Raw genomic sequence first — 18,773 nt, forward strand, 5'->3', positions numbered from 1 at the left:
CCCCTATAATGCTGTTTCTTGTACTAATGCACCATTGAGATAAACCTCAATACGAACATTACCTACACCAGACACTTTTTTAACAATACGATCTCCAGGTTTATTTGTATCATCGTAGATAACAGCTGAACCGTCATCATCTTTTACGACAATTTTTAACTCTTGGTTTTTAGAGCCTGCCGGTACTGTAATATCTACCGTACCAGTGGTTTTATTACTACTACTGTCAGATTTTTTATCATCTTTCTTTTTGCCATCTTTATATTCAGTAGTTAGATTTACTGCAGTACCTTCATCAATTTCATCGCCAGCTTTTATGCTTTGTTCTGTTACAATAGATTTCTCCTCTACAGAACCAGCGACTTGATTAACACCAAGATGAGCATTACTCAATGTATCTCGTGCATCTTTTAAAGTCATACCAATAACATTTGGCATTTGAATCTTTTTAGCTTTTGCTTTATTTACAACGAGATCAATTGTTGTGCCTTTAGAAACTTTAGAATCACCAGATGGACTTTGAGCTATGATAACACCATCAGGTTTATTATCTACAGACTGTTGTGTTACTTTACCAACAACTAAACCAACATCTTTAAGTCGTTGTCGAGCTTGGTCTACTGTTAAACCAGACAAATCCGGTACTGTAATATCACCAACACCTTTAGATACAACAAGGTGAATTGTACGTTGTTCTTTAACCTTCTCTCCTGCACCTGGTGTTTGAGAAATAACTTGACCAGCTGGTACATCAGGATTAGTAACCTCGCTTGTAGAAACACGCAAATGTTTATCTTCTAAAATATTTTTAGCTACAGAAACTTGTTTCCCCACAACATTAGGTACATCTACAGTTGTGTTACTCCAGAAATTACCATAACTCAAGAAGGCACCTAAGAAAGCTACTAAGAAAATTACGGCAGCCCCTAGGACGATATATTTTTGTGGGATAGATGCTATTTTACTTAACATGCTCTTCTTTTTACCCTCATCTTTTTGATCTTCTTGAATATCACTGAAATCCTCAAGTGCTTCAGGATCAACAGCAGGAATCATTTGAGTTGCAAAATCATATGGTTCATGACGTTGAGTTTTACCCATTGTAAAGCCTTGAGACAATCGTAAATCACTTATCATGTCAGAAATAGAATCAAAACGATCTGCAGGGTTTTTAGATAATGCCTTCATTACGACAGCTTCTAAAAGCGGTGGGATTGAAGGATTATATCGAGTTGGAGGAGCTACTTTTTCACGTACATGTTTTAATGCTACTGCAATTGGAGTCTCCCCTTCAAAAGGAACTTTACCTGTAAGCATTTCATATAAAACTACGCCTAAAGAGTAGATATCAGTATTACCATCTACTGGTTTCCCACTGGCTTGTTCAGGTGATAAATAGTGAGCAGAGCCTAAAATTGAATTCGTGTACATAACTGTATTGGTAGCATTCATAGCTCGAGCAATACCAAAGTCAGTTACTTTTACACGCCCCGTACGAGTAATAATGACATTATGAGGTTTAATATCACAATGCACAATTCCCATCGTATGCGCGTGTTCTAACCCCTCTGCGATAGCAATAGTGAATTTTACAGCCTCGTCTATGGATAGTCTTCCATGTCGCGTTATATACTCTTTTAATGTTTCACCATCTACATATTCCATAATGATATAGTGTAAATCTTGATCAAACCCTACATCATACATATTTACAATATTAGGATGATTTAGTTTGCCCGCCGCTTGTGCTTCTCGTTTAAAACGCGTAACAAACTCATCATCATTAGCAAAGTTAGCATGCAATACTTTAATTGCTACTTGTCTACCTAATAAGGTATCTTCTCCAAGGTATACGTCAGCCATTCCGCCAACGCCAATTTTGTCAACAATTCGGTAGCGGTTATCTAGAAGTATACCTTTTATATTCATAGTACTCATTATTTCTCCATTTCTAGATTAGATTGTTCCCACCACAATGGTCACATTATCTCCTGCTCCGACATCATATACGGCTTTCATCAATGATTCTACAACCTTCATATCATCATTATTAGATTGTAATGCACTAGCAATAACATCATCTGATACATAACCACATAGGCCATCAGTGCAAAGTAAAATACGATCACCTGGAAGAATAGATTCTACACCACTATCAACCTCTAAAGTATCATCAACCCCAACTGCACGGGTCAATAAGTTTCGTTGAGGGTGATTTAGCATTTCATCCTTTGTAATCTCTCCAGCAGTTAATAATTCTTGTACCATAGAATGATCTGTAGTAATTTGTCGTAAAAGACCATCTCTATATACATACAAACGACTATCACCAACACTTGCCCAGTATAATTGGTCACCATTAACGGCCGTAACAACAGCAGTAGTGCCCATACCAGCAAGACGTTCTTCATGAGCTACGCGATTGGCTATACGTTCATTGGCATGAATAATAGCATCACATAAATCTTGTTGCCCCACTGTTTCAAGGGAGGCCAAATACTCTTTAATTTCATCAACAGCATAGGTACTAGCGATTTCACCGCCACTATATCCACCCATGCCATCAGTGACAGCACAAATAGGACCGTCTATAAAAAATCGATCTTCATTGCGCTGACGCACAAGTCCAATTTTACTTAAACCAACAAAATTATTCATGATTCTCCTTTTTCCGACCATGAGCTGCTTTTAATTGCCCACATGCGGCTTGGATAGCATCGCCCATTTCCTTTCGTACTGTTACAGATACTCCATAGGAACCAACGATGTCTTTAAATGTATTCATATTCGTAATAGATGGTTTATATAATTCTATATGTTCATTGCCATTAACAGGTATTAAGTTAACATGGCAATTTGGGAAATCTTTACAGATTTTCCCCAATGCATGAGCCTCCTCCATAGATGCATTTACTGAATCTATAAGAATATACTCAAAGGTGATACGACGTTGAGTCGTATCATAATAATATTTTACCGCATCTAAGACTTCCGTCAATTCATAACGAGCCCCAACTGGCATAATACTACGACGCACTTCATTATTTGTAGCATGTAATGAGAGTGCCAAAGTTATAGGTAATCCTTCATCAGCTAATTTATAGATGTTCGGAACCCACCCACAAGTGGAAATAGTCATCTTACGATAACTAATATTACAAATCATAGGATCATGTAATAGTTGCAGTGACTGCAAAACATTATCATAGTTTTGTAATGGTTCCCCTGCCCCCATAACTACAACAGAGTGAATTTGCTCGTTTGTAAGAGCTCCAAAAATAACGACTTGTCCAATGATTTCAGACACTGTTAAATCACGATATAAACCACCCTGTGTAGAGGCGCAGAATACACAGCCCATAGCACACCCTACTTGAGAAGAAACACATACAGAGTATCCATAATGTTGCTCCATTAAAACGGCTTCTACCCGGCTTTGATCTGTCATTTCAACAAGAATTTTACGAGTCTTCCCATCAGGGGAAACAGACTCAGTAATTAACGTTGGTAAAGAAATAACACAGTTATCACTTAACCACTGACGCAATTCTTTTGGAAATTGTGTCATTTCTTGAAAATCGAACACATATCTATGATAGATATAGTCGATTAATTGTTTCGCTCGAAACTTTTGTATATTATGGGTCTTAAAGATAGATTGTAACTCTTCTAAAGACTTACCCAATAATTCTATCATGGTACTCCATTTCTATTATTATGATATGCGTTTTACACGAGCCATAAAGAATCCATCCATTTGATCTCGTGGTGGATATGTACTAATCATACCATCTGCAGCTTGTGGCAACCCTTCAAATGATACAGGATCAATGATAAAGTTCTTATGAGTTGCTAGGAATTTTTCTAGTACATCCTCATTTTCCCCACTATTGATAGTACAAGTAGAGTATACTAAATATCCATTAACTTTAACCATTTCAGCAGCTTTTTCTAATATTTCAAGCTGTAATGGAGGTAAGTCAGTAAGTAAAGATTGTGTTTTACGCCAACGCATATCCAACTTTTTTTGTAAAATGCCAAGTCCAGAACACGGTACATCTACTAAGACGCGATCGAATTGTTCTTTCCAATTATCAGGTAAATAACGACCGTCTTGTAGCTTAGTTAAAACTATGGATACTCCAAGTCGCTCAGCATTTTGATTCATAAGCTCTAATTTGTGATCGTATATATCACAACTCATAATAGCACCCGTATTATTCATGAGACTTGCCATATGCATAGACTTACCACCTGGTGCAGCACAACAATCTAATATGCGCTCTCCTGGCTGAGGATCAACTACATGAGCAACTAACATAGAGGCTTTATCCATAAAGGTAATATGACCTTCCATAACAGGTTTTGCTTTTTCCAAATACCCTTGATGTGCATCAATATAAACTACTTCAGGAATATCTTTGTCCTGTTCAACAGTCCAACCTAAATCTCGTAGTTCTTTTAAACAATCCTCAATAGATACTTTTACAGTATTTATACGTGCTGTCAAACGAGGTTGTTCATTAAACCAAGCACAAAGATCTATAGTCTTATCCTTCCCCATTTCATTCATCCATAAATTAACTAACCATAAAGGTTGATTATAAATGAAAGAAATTTCTTCAGCCTCAGACTTAGCAAGTTCACCAATAGAAATACTATCACTTTCACGTAATACTGAACGTAATACGGCATTTACAAATCCAGATAATCCTCTAGTTAACTTTTTTGCCAGTTTTACAGATTCATTGACAGCTGCACTTTCAGGTACCTTATCCATATAGATAATTTGGTAAATACCTAGTCTAAGAATTTCTACAACCATTGAAGATAATTTCTTGAGAGGTCGTTTTGCAAAGTGAATAATAATGGCATCAAGATAATTTTTTCTACGAATAACACCATATACCAACTCAGTAAAAAATCGTCTGTCTAAATCGGATAGATGATATTTCTGTAAATACTCTTGTAACTTGATATTGGCATAAGCACCATTACGATTAATATCACTCAAAGCTTTCACGGCGAGCAATCGAATATTTAGTTGTTGATTCGTTTTAACTTCAGTCATCGTTTTTCCTACCAATTAATTGTTCAACTGCGGCTCGAACACGTTCAGGATCTACTGTAGTATTGCAACAAGGTCCATTAGGTCTTTCATTTAAAACGCCAATGACAGGTATCGGAAATACATCAGCCATACCACTTGCTAAATCACGTTCACAAGCAATAGCTACAATAGCCTTTGGTCGTGCTTCTTTTACCTTCATTCGCGCTAATGTACCACCTGTTACCACTATAAATTGACAGCCATACTCTTTAGCAATTTGCAATAAACTTCCAACTTGGCATCTACCACATTGTTTACAATTGTATACATCATGTGTAACCTTATGAACACATGAACTTTCCTGTAAACAATGAGGTGTCAATAACAATATACGTTCTGGATCAACTGTATACATATCAAGCATCACTAGATGATTAATCAAGTCAATCATAGACTGACGCAATTGATCCTTAGTAACCCCTCTCACTTTACCAATCAATAGGGACACCGGAAACAGTCCATATATAAACTGGTTAGCAAGCCTTAAAACAATAGGATGTAACCGTAGTATACCGAAACTAGCAATAATCAAGGATGCGCACAATAACCATATAACACAAATGCATACCGAAAAAATCACTGTACTTATTATGGGTGCAACAGGATGTAATTGTGAAAGTCCAGGCTCTAATATATACATTAGAAATCCCATAATTACAGTAATTATGGCACATGTAATTGATGACAATATCAGGTATAACGGATACGTTTCGTACTGCTTATATTGAGTCTCCAAAAACGATACCTTCCTTTATCTGATGTCCATTAATAAAATCAATAGCAGAAATACGTTTTTTATTTTCTGGCTGAACCTCTGTCAATAGAATTATATTTCCATCACCACAATATACACCTAAACCGGCTATTTTAGATACGATTGTACCAGGTATAGTTGTGGCTGATATAGCAATTGGTACATGTTTACCATGGATATCTATCAAACAGTGAGTCGTATCACTTGGGACCACTTCACCAGACCATACTTTTAAACGTTTTCCATCGAGATACGTATAACATCCAGGAGCTGGATTAAGACCTCTAATAAGATTGACAATTTCATGGGCTGACTTAGACCAGTCTATATGCCCCATTTCCTTTGTAATCTTAGCAGTATGTGTAGCCATTGTATCATCTTGTGGCGTAGCCACAATTTCTCCATTAACCCAACGAGTTAATACTGGAACAATAGTTTCGCCACCAAGCACCGCCATACGTTCAAATAATTGACCCGTTGTTTCACCAGGTAAAATATCGGTCTCTACGATATCGATGATATCACCAGTATCAAGACCATCATCCATATGCATAATGGTAACACCTGTTTTAGTATCCCCATTTAAAATAGCATAGTGAATCGGCGCAGCCCCTCTATACTTAGGTAAGATAGATGCATGGACGTTAATACATCCATATTGAGGTAAGCGAATAAGCCATGGCGGTAAAATTTTACCGTATGCAATAACCACTACTACATCTGGTTTTAATGCTTCTAATTCAGCTTGCACTTGCTCATCCCGTAAGGTAACAGGTTGGAAAACAGGTAAATTATGTTCCAGAGCTGCCACTTTTACAGGTGGCATTTGAACTTGTTTACCGCGACCTTTTTGTTTATCAGGCTGACAGTATACACCAACTATAGAGTGTCCAGCCTTAATTAATGCTTCTAAAGTAGGAACCGAAAAGTCTGGCGTCCCCATAAATACGACGCGCAATTGTTTTTGATTAGACAATTTCTTTCTCCTCTGGATGATCCGTAATCAATCGTAAATTAGTTGCTTTTTCAATAAACAAATGCCCTTCTAAATGGTCAATTTCATGTTGAAAAATACGCGCCAAGAACCCTTCAGCTTTAATTGTTACCTTTTTATTATGAGGGTCAATACCTTTAACTGTGATTTTATCGAATCTTTCAACATCACCAAAATAACCAGGTACACTCAAACATCCTTCTGGGCCCACTTGGGAGCCTTCAGCATGAGTAATCTCAGGATTAATTAAAGCAATGAGACCACTACCAGCATGATCATCTACGACGATAATTCGTTTAGATACAGCTACTTGAGGTGCAGCAAGTCCAACGCCTTCGGTTTCATACATTGTCTCAGCCATATCATCGATAAGGGCTCTAAGTTTTTTATTAACATGTTCTACAGGTTCCGCAATTTGTTTTAAAACGGGATGACCTGCTTTCACAACATCTAATACTGCCATTTATACTCCTATACTAAACTGGATCTACATCAATCAAAAGTCCTTCTTGTGTAAAGATCCATGAATTATATATATATTCTTTTAAATTTGATAAATCGGTACCGCGAATCATAATCGCTAAACGATACATGTCTCGTACCTTTTTAATACTTGCTTCATAAGGTCCATTGATGAGCATATCGCTATCACCTTTATGAGTCTCTAAATCGCTTACAATGCGATTAGCAATGGTCTCCAAGGTGTCCATATTCTGATGACGCACTACCATATGTATCATCTCCCTAAATGGAGGATATCCTAAGGCTTTACGATTTTGAATTTCTTCATTGTAAAAGCCTACATAATCATGAGCCTTACTCTTTATTATAGCATAATTTAAAGGATTATATGTTTGTATAACTACACTGCCCGTTTTATCACCTCGACCAGCCCTACCAGAAGTCTGAGTAAGCAGATCAAAAGTTCGTTCAGATGCAGTATATACAGGAATATTTAAAACGGAATCAGCCGTTAAAATACCAACAGCTGTTACATCTTTAAAGTCATGCCCTTTTGATACCATTTGAGTTCCCAATAAAATATCATATTTATGAGCCCCAAAATCATGTAAAATATCTTCTGCTAATTGCTTATTCTTTGTCACATCTTGATCAAGTCGAGCAATACGTGCAGACTTAAAGTGCCGTCGTAATTCTTCTTCAACCTTTTGTGTGCCTGAGCCAAAGAACTTAATACGTTTGCTATGACATTTTGGGCATACTGTAGGAATTGGTTCATGATGTTCACAATAATGACAACGTAATTCCTCACCAGCCTGATGATACACCATGGCCACATCACAATGTGGACACATAATAGTTTCCCCACAATCTCTACACATAACAAATGTATTGTAACCACGTCTATTCAAAAGAATAATCATTTGATTATGTTCATTCAATGTTTTTTGAATCAAGCTACTCATAGCATCAGAAAAAACAGAATAGTTACCATGAAGAATTTCTTCCTTCATATCAACAATCGTTACCTTTGGCATTGGTTGTTCAAAAATTCGGTGCGGTAACTCTAGCAACTGATACTCCCCTTGCTTGGCTTTATAATACGAAGTAACAGATGGTGTAGCAGAGCCCAATATGACAGGACAACCATGTGCTTCTCCACGCCATAAGGCAACGTTGCGGGCATGATAACGAACCATATCCTCTTGCTTATAAGATGTATCGTGTTCTTCATCGACTACGATTAGACCAATATCCTCTGCTGGAGCAAAAACTGCTGATCGAGCACCAATAATAATATGGCTATCCTTACGACGCAAACGCTCCCAGTTATTATTGCGTTGTTGAACAGTTAATTTACTATGAAATACTACAACTTCATCACCAAAGGTTTCTACAAAGCGCCGTACAATTTGATCTGTCAAAATAATTTCTGGAACCAGTATAATGGCTGTCTTATCTTGACTTATACAGCGGGCTGTGGCTTTTAAATACAGTTGCGTTTTCCCACTACCTGTTACACCATGCAATAAAAAGGTTTTATGTTGATGTGAATTCATCGCCTCTTGAATAGGCTCATATACCGCTTGTTGTGCATCAGTTAATGGTATATTGACTTCTTCTGTAAACAGTTCATCAAAGGTAGTCTTTGTAGCTTTAAATCTAGATTCAATGGTAATCCCCTGAGCTTCACTCACTTGTTTAATGACCATACGGGAAAATCCTTTGGCCAATAATAAAGCTTTTGATGCACCACCTACTTCAAGTAAATATTTGGCTAACTCTCGTTGCTTCTTTTTTCGCTCACTAAATTGTTCTACAGAAAAAGCAAGCGTAACAACAAGCCATTCTTCCTTAGGTGCTTCATAGGATTTAAGAGTTTTATTAACTGTAAACAAACGTAATGCATCGCCATAAGAGAATAAATAATATTCATTTAAACGACGTGCAGTATCCATCATTTCAGGAGTAAACCACGGTTCATTGTCTAATACTTGAACAATATTTCGCAATGTGAACTCAGGGGGCTCGCTTAAATCTTCATAGCCAATCAGAATTCCCTCTTCGCGACTATTGCCTAAAGGAATAAGTACGCGTGTACCGGGTAAGATATTGCCAAACTTTTCAGGCATTAAGTAGCTTAACGGTTTATGAAGTTGTTTAGCAGGTCTATTGATGATAACTTTTGCGACACGCATACATTATATCCTTTCATTTACTATAAAAGGTCTCAGTAGAAATTCTACTAAGACCTTTTGTATTATAAGCCAGCTTCAGCTTTTAAAATTGCTGCTTTGTCAGTACGCTCCCAAGGTAAATCTACATCAGTTCTACCAAAGTGACCATATGCTGCAGTTTTGCGATAATGAGGTTTTAACAAATCAAGCATTTCAATAATACCTGCTGGACGAAGGTCGAAATGTTTCTTAATAAGTTCTTGAATTTTAGTTTCCTCAACATGACCTGTACCAAAGGTATCAACTAAGATAGATACAGGATGTGCAACGCCAATAGCGTAAGCAACTTGTACTTCACACTTATCAGCAAGGCCTGCTGCTACAACATTTTTAGCTACATAACGAGCTGCATATGCTGCAGAGCGGTCAACCTTAGATGGATCCTTACCAGAGAAAGCACCGCCACCATGACGAGCCATACCACCGTAAGTATCTACGATGATTTTGCGGCCAGTCAAGCCAGCATCACCATGAGGACCACCGATTACGAAACGGCCAGTTGGGTTAATGAAATATTTTGTATTTTCATCAACAAATTCAGCAGGCAATGCTGCATCGATAACAAAGCGTTTTAAATCAGCTTTAATTTGTTCTTGCGTAACTTCAGGGCTATGTTGTGTAGAGATAACAATTGTATCAATACGTTTTGGTTTACCATCAACATATTCAACAGTCACTTGAGTTTTACCATCTGGACGAAGATATGTTAAAGTGCCATCTTTACGAACTTCTGTAAGACGACGGGATAAACGATGAGCCAAAGAAATAGGCATAGGCATTAGTTCAGGTGTTTCATTAGATGCATAACCAAACATCATACCTTGGTCACCAGCACCGATTTTATCAAGTGCTTCACCATTACCATCTTTAGATTCAAGAGCTTCATCAACGCCCATAGCAATATCAGCAGATTGTTCATCAATAGAAACTAGAACACCACAAGTATCGCAGTCAAAACCAAATTTAGCACGTGTATAACCGATATCTCGAACAGTATCACGTACGATGCGAGGAATATCCACATATGTGTTTGTAGAAATTTCGCCTACTACATGAACTAAGCCAGTAGTAACTAAAGTTTCACAAGCTACACGAGCAGTTGGATCTTTTTCAATAATCGCATCCAAAACAGCATCAGAAATTTGGTCAGCTATTTTATCTGGATGGCCTTCAGTAACAGATTCAGAAGTAAAAAACATATGTTTTTCAGCCATTTTATCCTCCTAATACGAAAAAAAGCCTCTCATGTACTCATGAGAGACCCTCCCATCTAACGACATTTGTCATAGGAATTAGCACCTTTTCCTCTTGGAATGGTTGCTGTAGCTTCATAGGGCCTATCCCTCCACTACTCTTGATGAGTTACAGAAATATTATAGTGTATTTACATTGATAAAGCAAGTCATTATTACATATCTTTCTATCAATTACAAACTACAAACATAAGATTCTCTCATGTATGGTGTTATTTATTTTTTACTAATTCCACAACTTCTTTCATAATATTATGGGCCAATTCAGATTTTTTCATATTCGGCATTTCTTTTGGATCTTTATGAGGATATAAGAAGTATCCTTCATTTGTATCTACATTAAAGCCTGCATTAGATTTACTAACATCGTTTGCTACGAGCATATCTAAATTTTTTCTAGTAACCTTATCTTGACCATACTCGATTACATGTTCTGTTTCTGCTGCAAACCCCACAAGAATTTGATGTTTCTTTTTAGCACCTAAACCTTGTAGGATATCTGGATTTTTAACAAGTTCTAATGTCATGGACTCCATTTTCTTTATTTTTTGTTCTGCCTTGTGAAGGACTCTAAAATCAGATACTGCTGCCGCCATGATAACCACATCTACCTCGCCATATAGAGATTCAACAGCATTTTGCATAGATAAAGCAGAGTCAACAGGAACAAAATCTACTCCACTAGGTACAGCTAAAGATGTAGGAGCACTAACTAAAATAACATTAGCCCCCATGTGTGCTGCTTGTTCAGCAATGGCGTACCCCATTTTGCCGCTAGAACGATTCCCAATATAACGAACAGGATCGATATTTTCTTGCGTACCACCAGCTGTAACAAGTACTGTGGTACCTTCAAGTTCATTAGATTTGCACATCTGCGATTCAAGCCATTCTACAATGGCTTCAGGCTCTGGTAGACGCCCTACACCTGTAACACCGCAAGCAAGCCAACCTTCAGCCGGTTCCATAATATGGTACCCCAAAGCCTGTAATCCTGCTAAATTTCGTTGCGTAATGGGATTATTATACATTTCTGTATTCATAGCAGGACAAAGATATTTTGGCGCCGTAGTAGCCATTATTGTTGTCGTTAGCATATCATCTGCAATACCGGCATAGATTTTGCCAATCACATTTGCTGTAGCAGGTACAACCACATATGCATCTGCCCATGTTGCTAGTGCAATATGCTCCACATCCCATTGGTGTACTTGTTCAAACATGTCGATAGCTACAGGATGTCCACTAATTTCACCAAATGTAAGTGGTGAAGCTATATGAGTGGCGTTTTCAGTCATAACAACCTTTACTTCAGCACCCTTTTTACGAAGTCGGCTTACTACTTCAATTGCCTTATACGCTGCAATACCTGCAGATACAGCGACAATGATATGTTTTCCGCGCATGTTCTTCTCCTTTTAAAAATTCCTTGTATCAAGGATACAAGGAATTGATTAATCTTATTTAATGCCTTCTTTTGTGCGTTTATAAGTCACTTCACCTTCGGCAATTTCATAGAATGCCAAGGATACAGGCTTGTCAGTTGCATGTGTAGATTCAGCTAAGCATGGTTCGCCATCTGTTAATTCACGAGCACGTTTAGCTGCCAATGTTACCAAAGTATATTTGCTATCAACTTGACTTTCTAATTTTTTCAATGGAGGTTTTACCATCATACTATCACTTCTCCTTAGACTCTTGATACTGTTTATAAATAAATTGAATTTGCTCTTTATTACGACTAATCTTACAGGATTCTGCCCGTAAAATAGAAGCAACCTTCTCTGATGCCTCTCCGAGATCATCATTTACAACTATATAGTCATATCGATGAGCTAATGCCAATTCAGAACAAGCTAATGACAGCCGTTTATCAATAACTTCTTTCGCATCTGTACCGCGGTTATGTAAACGCTCAGATAACTCAGTTAAAGACGGTGGCACTATATAAATAAATACAGCATCACTAAAACGTTCTTTTACTTGCATAGCACCTTGAATATCAATTTCTAACAGTACACTTTTACCTTCATCTAATAAATCCATTACATGTTGTTTCGGTGTACCGTAGTAATTATCATATACTTTTGCATATTCTAAAAAAGCATCTTCACTTAATAGAGATTCAAACTCTTCTTTTGAGCGAAAGAAATAATTGACCCCTTCCACTTCACCAACACGTGGTGCCCGTGTTGTCATAGAAACGGAATAAACTAGATTAGGCATTTCTTTTCGAATATTCGCACAAATCGTACCTTTACCTGCGCCAGATGGCCCGGATATAACGATTAATAATCCTCTGTCTGACATATGTACTCCTATGATTCTACTGTATCTTCGTCTACATCATATTGCACAAGTCGATGTGCTACGGTTTCTGGTTGAATTGCAGATAATACAATTTGACCACTATCCATAACTAATACAGCACGAGTCTTACGACCATATGTAGCATCAATGAGTAGGCCCTTATCACGTGCATCTTGAACCATACGTTTAATTGGCGCAGATTCAGGACTAATGATAGCCATAACACGGTTAGCAGATACCATATTACCAAAGCCTATATTCAATAATTGAATACTCATTTATGGACCTCCTATTACTCTACATTCTGTACTTGTTCTCTAATTTTTTCTAACTCACATTTAAGTTGAACCACAAACTCTGTAATACTTGAATCCATAGCTTTGGAACCAATTGTATTCACTTCACGATTCATTTCTTGCAAAATAAAATCCACCTTACGACCGATGGAATTCTCATCTACAAGTGTGTTTTTTAATTGTACCACATGTGAGGTGAATCGGACAATCTCTTCCGTAATATCAGTCTTATCAGCCAGTAAAGCTATTTCCTGCAAAAAACGATCTTCACTGATACTCGCTTCCAAAGAAACTAAGTACTCTTGAATTTTACCTTTTATATGCTCGCGATATGCTTCTACGGCTCCCGCCTTATTCTCATCAATATGTTTGATGACATTTTCTAATGTAGAGATACGTGATAATAAATCTTGTTCAATATGTTTACCTTCTACCGTACGCATTGCTATTAGAGCATCTAATGCTTGAGTTGTAGATTCTTTTACTATTTCTGAAAGAACATCTTCTGCAATCGGTGTATCTTGTTGTTGTATCCATTCGTTAGAAACAGAATTAACGGCTTGTAAAGGTACCTTTTTAGGATCATCATAAAACTCTTCTTGAACAAGTAATTCTTGTATCTGTTTTCTCAATACACTATTTATGGTAAAAGTTTTTGGTCTCTCCCCTGCATCTTGGATAGAAACCGATACTTCAACCTTACCGCGGGTAATTCGATCCTGTACTAATCCGCGAATAATAGTTTCAAAAGGGTTTATTTGCTTTGGACTACGTATAAATAAATCAAGAAATCGCGCATTTACGGACTTTATTTCTACCGTGCAGGTAATGCCATCTTTGGTTGCCGTGCCAGAACCAAAACCGGTCATACTTTTCATGTGATATCCTCCTTAGCAGTTTTTATTATTGTACCACGAATTATACATTCCGTGTTTAAATACTAAGAATTATATGTACATTATGTTATACTAAACTATACTTCTAAATAAAATTGAAAGGAGTACTATGAATTTAGACGGACTTACCATGTCTGTTCTCGCTAAAGAACTAAATGAGCGATTACAAACAGGTCAAATACAAAAATTATATCAAATAGATAAAACTACATTACTATTTAAAATTCGAGCCCTTAACGAAGATCAAAGCTTGGTCATCACTGTTGGTGCAACCCCTGCGATGTATCTCAGTAAACCGATTCAAGATTTACCAAAAGAACCTAGTTCTCTATGTATGTTTCTTCGCAAACATATTGAAGGAAGCCGCATTGTAAAGGTTGAACAAATCAATGGGGACCGAATCATGTGTATCCAAACGGATAAGCTTGAAATGGATGGTTCTATTACGAGCACATTTATTTATGTAGAATTAATGGGCAAATATTCAAACTGTATTTTTGTGCAAGATGGAGTGATTTTAGAATCATTAATTCACGTATCACCTTTAATGAATCGTGAACGTTCTATAAGTCCTAAACTACACTATGAATTACCACCTAATGCTAATCGTGTAAGTTTAATGGATTTTGATTATGATGAAATCAAAAATTTACTTACCTCCTTCGGTGATGGCACTGTACAACAATCTATACGTGCCATCTTTAACGGTTTTGGCAAACCCTTATTAGATGAAGTATTATGGACTGCCAATCTAGATGGTGATGAATCTATAACTGATTTAAGTCCAGATCAATTAGATACATTAGCCAAGTCATTATATGAGCTAAAAGCAAAACTCCAAGACAGTCATGGCTTGCTTACTTTAATCAATGAGAATAATAAAAAAGCACACGCTACCTTTACGTTACACAATTATAAAGTACTAAAAGAATATAGTACGATTTCAGAGGCTCTAGAAGAATCGATTCACAATACAAAATCAATTCACACTGCTGATAAGGAACTAGAAAAGATCTTAACAGCGGCTATCAAGAAAGAAGAAGTTCGTCATCAAAAAATCAAAGATGAATTAGATGACACCAATAAAATGGATACCTATAAACTGTATGGTGATATCTTAATGATCAATGCTCACTTACAAGTACAGTATGAACCTTCTATTCAATTACCAAATCTTCTTTCTGAAGATGGAGAGTTATTAACAATCCCTCTAAAGCCAAATCTTACGATTGTAGAAAACGGTCAATGGTATTATAAGCTCTATACGAAATTAAAAAATCGTATGGTCAGCGGTGAATATCAACTGAATGCAAGTACTACAAAACTTGAATATCTCAAATCGATTTTATATAGTATTTCATTAGCCACTACCCGTGAAAGCTTAGAAGAAATTCGAAAAGAATGTATGGATGCGGGCATTATAAAGAAATCCAAAAAGCCACTATCTTATAAGCTAGGTAAATCGAATTACATTCATTTAACCATTGATGAAGGTGAAATATTTATTGGTCGTAACAATCAACAAAACGAATATTTAACCCATCGATTTGCAAAACCAACCGATATTTGGTTCCACACTCAAGATATTCAAGGTTCTCACCTCATATTAAGACTTAATGTAGAACCTGATGATATGATTTTATCTAAGGTTGCTCAATATGCAGCATATTTTAGTAAGGCTCGTGAAACTAGTAAGGTACCTGTAGACTACACATATATTAAAAATATCAAAAAACCACCTGGGTCTCCTCTTGGATTTGTTATTTTTAATACTCATCAAACAATGATTGTAGAGCCTAAAAAACCCGATAATTATACTGAATAAAAAAAGAAGCGAAGGAAATCCTTCGCTTCTTTTTTATTTATATTATTGGTTTTCTTCTGTACGTTGTTCAGTTTGTTTCAAACTTTCACGATTTTGACGTAAGCTTTCCAATGTTTTCTCTAAGTTGTTTTCCACATATTTAAGAACATCACCAGCATATTGAATAGAGCTAGATTTCAATTCTTCAGAGGATTGGTTAGCTGCATTGATAATTTGATTGGCTTGTTCTTGCGCTTGTTTTACAAGTTCGCTTTCAGCAGTTAATTTAGCAATGTAGTCTTTTGCTTGATCAATTAAAGTTTCAGCTTGACGTTGAGCATCAGCTAATACTTTATCTTTATCAGCTACAATACGACGAGACTCTTCAAGTTCCAATGGTAAGGACTCTTGAATAGAATCAATAATACGCATAATTTCGTCTTCCTCAACCATACGTTTTGTAGTCATAGGAATACGGCTGCTAGATTCAATAAGAACCTCTAAATCTTCTAATAATTTTTCTGTTTTCATACAATTCACCCCTATTTATTATGGACCGTATTAAAGCGTTCTTCAAGTTTTTCCTTAACATCATCCGGAACTAACCCATCTAGCTTACCGCCAAATTTTGCAAGTTCACGAATACCTGTGGAGCTGACGAAAGAGTATTTATTATTAGTCATAATAAATACAGTTTCAATATCATCATCCAAATATTTTGCAAACAACGCACGTTGAAATTCATATTCAAAGTCACTTAACGCGCGCAAACCACGAATGATTATAGTAGCATTCTTAGATTTAACATATTCGTTAAGCAAACCGCCTGTACAATCAATCTCAACATTAGGAATATGTTTGACAGAATTTCGAATCATCTCAACCCGTTCTTCCATGGTAAACAAGGAATTTTTATTCGGATTAGAGCTAACAGCAATGATTAATTTATCAACTAATCGACTGCCGCGTTCAAAAATATCAACATGTCCATTTGTAACTGGGTCAAAACTACCCGGACACACACCTATACGCACAGGTTTAGCTCCTTTCAGCTGTGTTTACAAAATAGGAAACCATCGTATAACCAAATTTCTGTTCTTTTATACACTCCCATGATTCAGGCAAGGTAAAGGCCTCATCCTTGTGGTGTTCTAATAGTAAAACACCGTCAGGCTTTAATAAATCATAGGTCACAACCAAATCTATGGTGTCTTGTATAAATCCATTTTCATATGGTGGATCAGAAAAAATATAATCGAACTGTTGTCCCATTATATAGTTTTTTAATTGTGAAAGTTTCCTCGGAATGATTTCTAACCGATCTTCCACATGGCAGTGTTTAGCATTCTCTAAAATCAATTTTCCTGTTTTAAAGTCTACCGCTACTGCATGTGCTGCACCACGACTTAAGGCTTCAATAGCTACTGCACCTGTACCAGAAAATATATCTAATACACGAGTACCAAATATACCTCTATTAGATAATACATTAAACACACTTTCACGAACACGATCAAGTGTAGGTCTTGTATCTACCCCTTTAGGTGCTTTTATAGTATGTCCCTTTGCAGTTCCGCCAATAATTCGCATACAACCCTCACAAGATTATACTCATTAATTATAGTATATAAATAACCAAATTAAAAGTATCTTTTATTTATGATACTTCAATTTTAATATCTCGTCCCATCAATTCAGCTAATGCCAAAGCTGGAGATTTTTCTTCATATAAAACTTCATATAAAGCCTTAGTTATAGGCATTTCAATATGATGTTCACAGGCCATCTTATAAACAATGTCCGTAGCAAAAAAGCCTTCTACAACCATATTCGTATGATTAATGATATAGTCCATTGTTTTTCCATCTGCTAATTGTTGACCAGCGGCTCGGTTACGGCCATGTGGACTCATACAAGTGGCAATCAAATCCCCCATACCAGCAAGGCCAGCATAAGTTTCCTTTTGCGCCCCTAAGGCTACACCAAAACGAGTCATCTCATGTAAACCGCGTGTTAAGAGTAATGCTTTGCAGTTATCCCCTAATGCCAGTCCGTCAACGATACCTGCGGCAAGAGCAATGATATTCTTCGTAGCCCCAGCTAATTCAACACCAGTAATATCGGTATTTGCATAAATCCTAAAATTCTGGCTACACAATGCTTTTTGTAGCATAGTAGCCACTTCAAGATTTTCTGTACTCAATACAGAGGCAGCAGGCAAATCGCGACCAATTTCCTCAGCATGATTTGGACCAGATAAAACTGCGAGATGACATCCTACAGGACCTAGTACCTCTCGCATAACTGTAGTCAATAACTTGCCAGTAGTACGTTCTACACCTTTTGAGCAAAGTATATAGGATTGTTCTTTATGCGCATATGGTTTAAGAGACTCTAAGCTAGTGCGTACATGTACAGACGGTGTAACCATTAAAACGATATCAGCCGCTTTGATACAAGTAGCAAGATCTGAGCTATATAGTAATTCCTTTGGTAATGTTACACCTGGTAAGTACTCTTTATTCTCTAAATCTTCTGCTAATTGTGTAGCAAATTCTGGGCGTCGACAATATAAAGTTGTAGTATTTCCAGCTAATACGGATTTAATAGCAAGAGCAGTACCCCAGCTACCAGAGCCGACAACAACAACATTCATA

The 18,773-nt window shown here is 36.8% G+C and carries 19 protein-coding genes and 1 riboswitch; of the genes, 1 reads left to right on the forward strand and 18 read right to left on the reverse strand.

What is annotated here, in order from left to right:
* Positions 1–3: 3 nt before the first annotated feature.
* The 14 genes from pknB to ACSV5T_RS02230 form a co-directional block, all read right to left on the reverse strand.
* Complete coding sequence (gene pknB, locus ACSV5T_RS02165) at positions 4–1,929, reverse strand: Stk1 family PASTA domain-containing Ser/Thr kinase (protein ID WP_438320222.1); 1,926 nt, start codon at positions 1,927–1,929, stop codon at positions 4–6.
* A 27-nt stretch (positions 1,930–1,956) separates the two neighbouring features.
* Positions 1,957–2,658 (reverse strand): Stp1/IreP family PP2C-type Ser/Thr phosphatase, encoded by a 702-nt coding sequence (locus tag ACSV5T_RS02170; RefSeq protein ID WP_303940418.1) that lies wholly within the window; start codon positions 2,656–2,658, stop codon positions 1,957–1,959.
* Entirely contained in the window at positions 2,651–3,697 is a 1,047-nt protein-coding gene (rlmN, locus tag ACSV5T_RS02175; protein WP_438320178.1) for a 23S rRNA (adenine(2503)-C(2))-methyltransferase RlmN, read from the reverse strand. Before rlmN ends, ACSV5T_RS02170 begins: the two co-directional genes overlap by 8 nt.
* An 18-nt stretch (positions 3,698–3,715) precedes the next feature.
* Entirely contained in the window at positions 3,716–5,071 is a 1,356-nt protein-coding gene (rsmB, locus tag ACSV5T_RS02180) for a 16S rRNA (cytosine(967)-C(5))-methyltransferase RsmB (RefSeq protein WP_438320179.1), read from the reverse strand.
* Positions 5,064–5,846 (reverse strand): DUF116 domain-containing protein, encoded by a 783-nt coding sequence (locus tag ACSV5T_RS02185; RefSeq protein ID WP_105094328.1) that lies wholly within the window; start codon positions 5,844–5,846, stop codon positions 5,064–5,066. Before ACSV5T_RS02185 ends, rsmB begins: the two co-directional genes overlap by 8 nt.
* The gene (fmt, locus tag ACSV5T_RS02190; protein ID WP_438320180.1) at positions 5,830–6,840 is read right to left on the reverse strand and encodes a methionyl-tRNA formyltransferase; all 1,011 of its coding nucleotides are present in this window, start codon (positions 6,838–6,840) and stop codon (positions 5,830–5,832) included. The genes ACSV5T_RS02185 and fmt overlap by 17 nt, the downstream gene beginning before the upstream one ends.
* Positions 6,833–7,321 carry a peptide deformylase gene (def, locus tag ACSV5T_RS02195; protein WP_005386746.1) on the reverse strand — a complete coding sequence of 163 codons (489 nt, stop codon included), beginning with the start codon at positions 7,319–7,321 and terminating at the stop codon, positions 6,833–6,835. Before def ends, fmt begins: the two co-directional genes overlap by 8 nt.
* A 13-nt stretch (positions 7,322–7,334) precedes the next feature.
* Positions 7,335–9,518, reverse strand: a complete 2,184-nt coding sequence (gene priA, locus ACSV5T_RS02200; protein ID WP_438320181.1) for a replication restart helicase PriA — start codon at positions 9,516–9,518, stop codon at positions 7,335–7,337.
* A gap of 62 nt (positions 9,519–9,580) precedes the next feature.
* A complete protein-coding gene (gene metK / locus ACSV5T_RS02205; RefSeq protein WP_438320182.1) occupies positions 9,581–10,771 on the reverse strand; it encodes a methionine adenosyltransferase in 1,191 nt (396 codons plus the stop codon).
* A gap of 49 nt (positions 10,772–10,820) precedes the next feature.
* Positions 10,821–10,921: riboswitch (SAM riboswitch) on the reverse strand.
* 101 nt (positions 10,922–11,022) lie between these two features.
* Positions 11,023–12,216: a bifunctional phosphopantothenoylcysteine decarboxylase/phosphopantothenate--cysteine ligase CoaBC gene (coaBC, locus tag ACSV5T_RS02210; protein WP_438320183.1), complete on the reverse strand. Its 1,194-nt coding sequence runs from the start codon at positions 12,214–12,216 to the stop codon at positions 11,023–11,025.
* A 54-nt stretch (positions 12,217–12,270) separates the two neighbouring features.
* Positions 12,271–12,486 carry a DNA-directed RNA polymerase subunit omega gene (gene rpoZ, locus ACSV5T_RS02215; RefSeq protein ID WP_004695660.1) on the reverse strand — a complete coding sequence of 72 codons (216 nt, stop codon included), beginning with the start codon at positions 12,484–12,486 and terminating at the stop codon, positions 12,271–12,273.
* A gap of 4 nt (positions 12,487–12,490) precedes the next feature.
* Positions 12,491–13,120 carry a guanylate kinase gene (gmk, locus tag ACSV5T_RS02220; protein WP_005386752.1) on the reverse strand — a complete coding sequence of 210 codons (630 nt, stop codon included), beginning with the start codon at positions 13,118–13,120 and terminating at the stop codon, positions 12,491–12,493.
* Positions 13,121–13,128: 8 nt separating this feature from the next.
* Positions 13,129–13,398, reverse strand: a complete 270-nt coding sequence (remA, locus tag ACSV5T_RS02225; protein WP_005386753.1) for an extracellular matrix/biofilm regulator RemA — start codon at positions 13,396–13,398, stop codon at positions 13,129–13,131.
* A gap of 14 nt (positions 13,399–13,412) precedes the next feature.
* On the reverse strand, positions 13,413–14,294 hold the full coding sequence (locus ACSV5T_RS02230) for a YicC/YloC family endoribonuclease (protein ID WP_005386754.1): 882 nt from the start codon (positions 14,292–14,294) through the stop codon (positions 13,413–13,415).
* A gap of 127 nt (positions 14,295–14,421) precedes the next feature.
* Here ACSV5T_RS02230 and ACSV5T_RS02235 point away from each other — a divergent pair, with 127 nt between their 5' ends.
* Positions 14,422–16,137, forward strand: a complete 1,716-nt coding sequence (locus tag ACSV5T_RS02235; protein ID WP_438320184.1) for an Rqc2 family fibronectin-binding protein — start codon at positions 14,422–14,424, stop codon at positions 16,135–16,137.
* 42 nt (positions 16,138–16,179) lie between these two features.
* Here the strand turns inward: ACSV5T_RS02235 and ACSV5T_RS02240 are convergent, their stop codons facing one another.
* From ACSV5T_RS02240 to ACSV5T_RS02255, 4 genes are all read right to left on the reverse strand, one after another.
* On the reverse strand, positions 16,180–16,647 hold the full coding sequence (locus tag ACSV5T_RS02240; protein WP_005386756.1) for a hypothetical protein: 468 nt from the start codon (positions 16,645–16,647) through the stop codon (positions 16,180–16,182).
* A gap of 11 nt (positions 16,648–16,658) precedes the next feature.
* Complete coding sequence (coaD, locus tag ACSV5T_RS02245; protein ID WP_005386757.1) at positions 16,659–17,150, reverse strand: pantetheine-phosphate adenylyltransferase; 492 nt, start codon at positions 17,148–17,150, stop codon at positions 16,659–16,661.
* Between the two features lie 4 nt (positions 17,151–17,154).
* Positions 17,155–17,706, reverse strand: a complete 552-nt coding sequence (rsmD, locus tag ACSV5T_RS02250) for a 16S rRNA (guanine(966)-N(2))-methyltransferase RsmD (protein WP_105089132.1) — start codon at positions 17,704–17,706, stop codon at positions 17,155–17,157.
* A 67-nt stretch (positions 17,707–17,773) separates the two neighbouring features.
* Positions 17,774–18,772, reverse strand: a complete 999-nt coding sequence (locus ACSV5T_RS02255) for an NAD(P)H-dependent glycerol-3-phosphate dehydrogenase (RefSeq protein ID WP_303884884.1) — start codon at positions 18,770–18,772, stop codon at positions 17,774–17,776.
* Position 18,773: the final 1 nt, after the last annotated feature.

The organism is Veillonella sp. ZSJB6 (assembly GCF_051549505.1).
Lineage (GTDB): Bacteria > Bacillota > Negativicutes > Veillonellales > Veillonellaceae > Veillonella.

Coding starts and splice junctions, on each gene's coding strand:
- ACSV5T_RS02230 (WP_005386754.1), bottom strand. CDS start 14,294: ATGAAAAGTATGACCGGTTTTGGTTCTGGCACGGCAACCAAAGATGGC.
- priA (WP_438320181.1), bottom strand. CDS start 9,518: ATGCGTGTCGCAAAAGTTATCATCAATAGACCTGCTAAACAACTTCAT.
- remA (WP_005386753.1), bottom strand. CDS start 13,398: ATGAGTATTCAATTATTGAATATAGGCTTTGGTAATATGGTATCTGCT.
- metK (WP_438320182.1), bottom strand. CDS start 10,771: ATGGCTGAAAAACATATGTTTTTTACTTCTGAATCTGTTACTGAAGGC.
- coaBC (WP_438320183.1), bottom strand. CDS start 12,216: ATGCGCGGAAAACATATCATTGTCGCTGTATCTGCAGGTATTGCAGCG.
- ACSV5T_RS02240 (WP_005386756.1), bottom strand. CDS start 16,647: ATGAAAACAGAAAAATTATTAGAAGATTTAGAGGTTCTTATTGAATCT.
- ACSV5T_RS02255 (WP_303884884.1), bottom strand. CDS start 18,772: ATGAATGTTGTTGTTGTCGGCTCTGGTAGCTGGGGTACTGCTCTTGCT.
- ACSV5T_RS02170 (WP_303940418.1), bottom strand. CDS start 2,658: ATGAATAATTTTGTTGGTTTAAGTAAAATTGGACTTGTGCGTCAGCGC.
- rpoZ (WP_004695660.1), bottom strand. CDS start 12,486: ATGATGGTAAAACCTCCATTGAAAAAATTAGAAAGTCAAGTTGATAGC.
- rsmB (WP_438320179.1), bottom strand. CDS start 5,071: ATGACTGAAGTTAAAACGAATCAACAACTAAATATTCGATTGCTCGCC.
- gmk (WP_005386752.1), bottom strand. CDS start 13,120: ATGTCAGACAGAGGATTATTAATCGTTATATCCGGGCCATCTGGCGCA.
- pknB (WP_438320222.1), bottom strand. CDS start 1,929: ATGAATATAAAAGGTATACTTCTAGATAACCGCTACCGAATTGTTGAC.
- rlmN (WP_438320178.1), bottom strand. CDS start 3,697: ATGATAGAATTATTGGGTAAGTCTTTAGAAGAGTTACAATCTATCTTT.
- def (WP_005386746.1), bottom strand. CDS start 7,321: ATGGCAGTATTAGATGTTGTGAAAGCAGGTCATCCCGTTTTAAAACAA.
- rsmD (WP_105089132.1), bottom strand. CDS start 17,706: ATGCGAATTATTGGCGGAACTGCAAAGGGACATACTATAAAAGCACCT.
- ACSV5T_RS02235 (WP_438320184.1), top strand. CDS start 14,422: ATGAATTTAGACGGACTTACCATGTCTGTTCTCGCTAAAGAACTAAAT.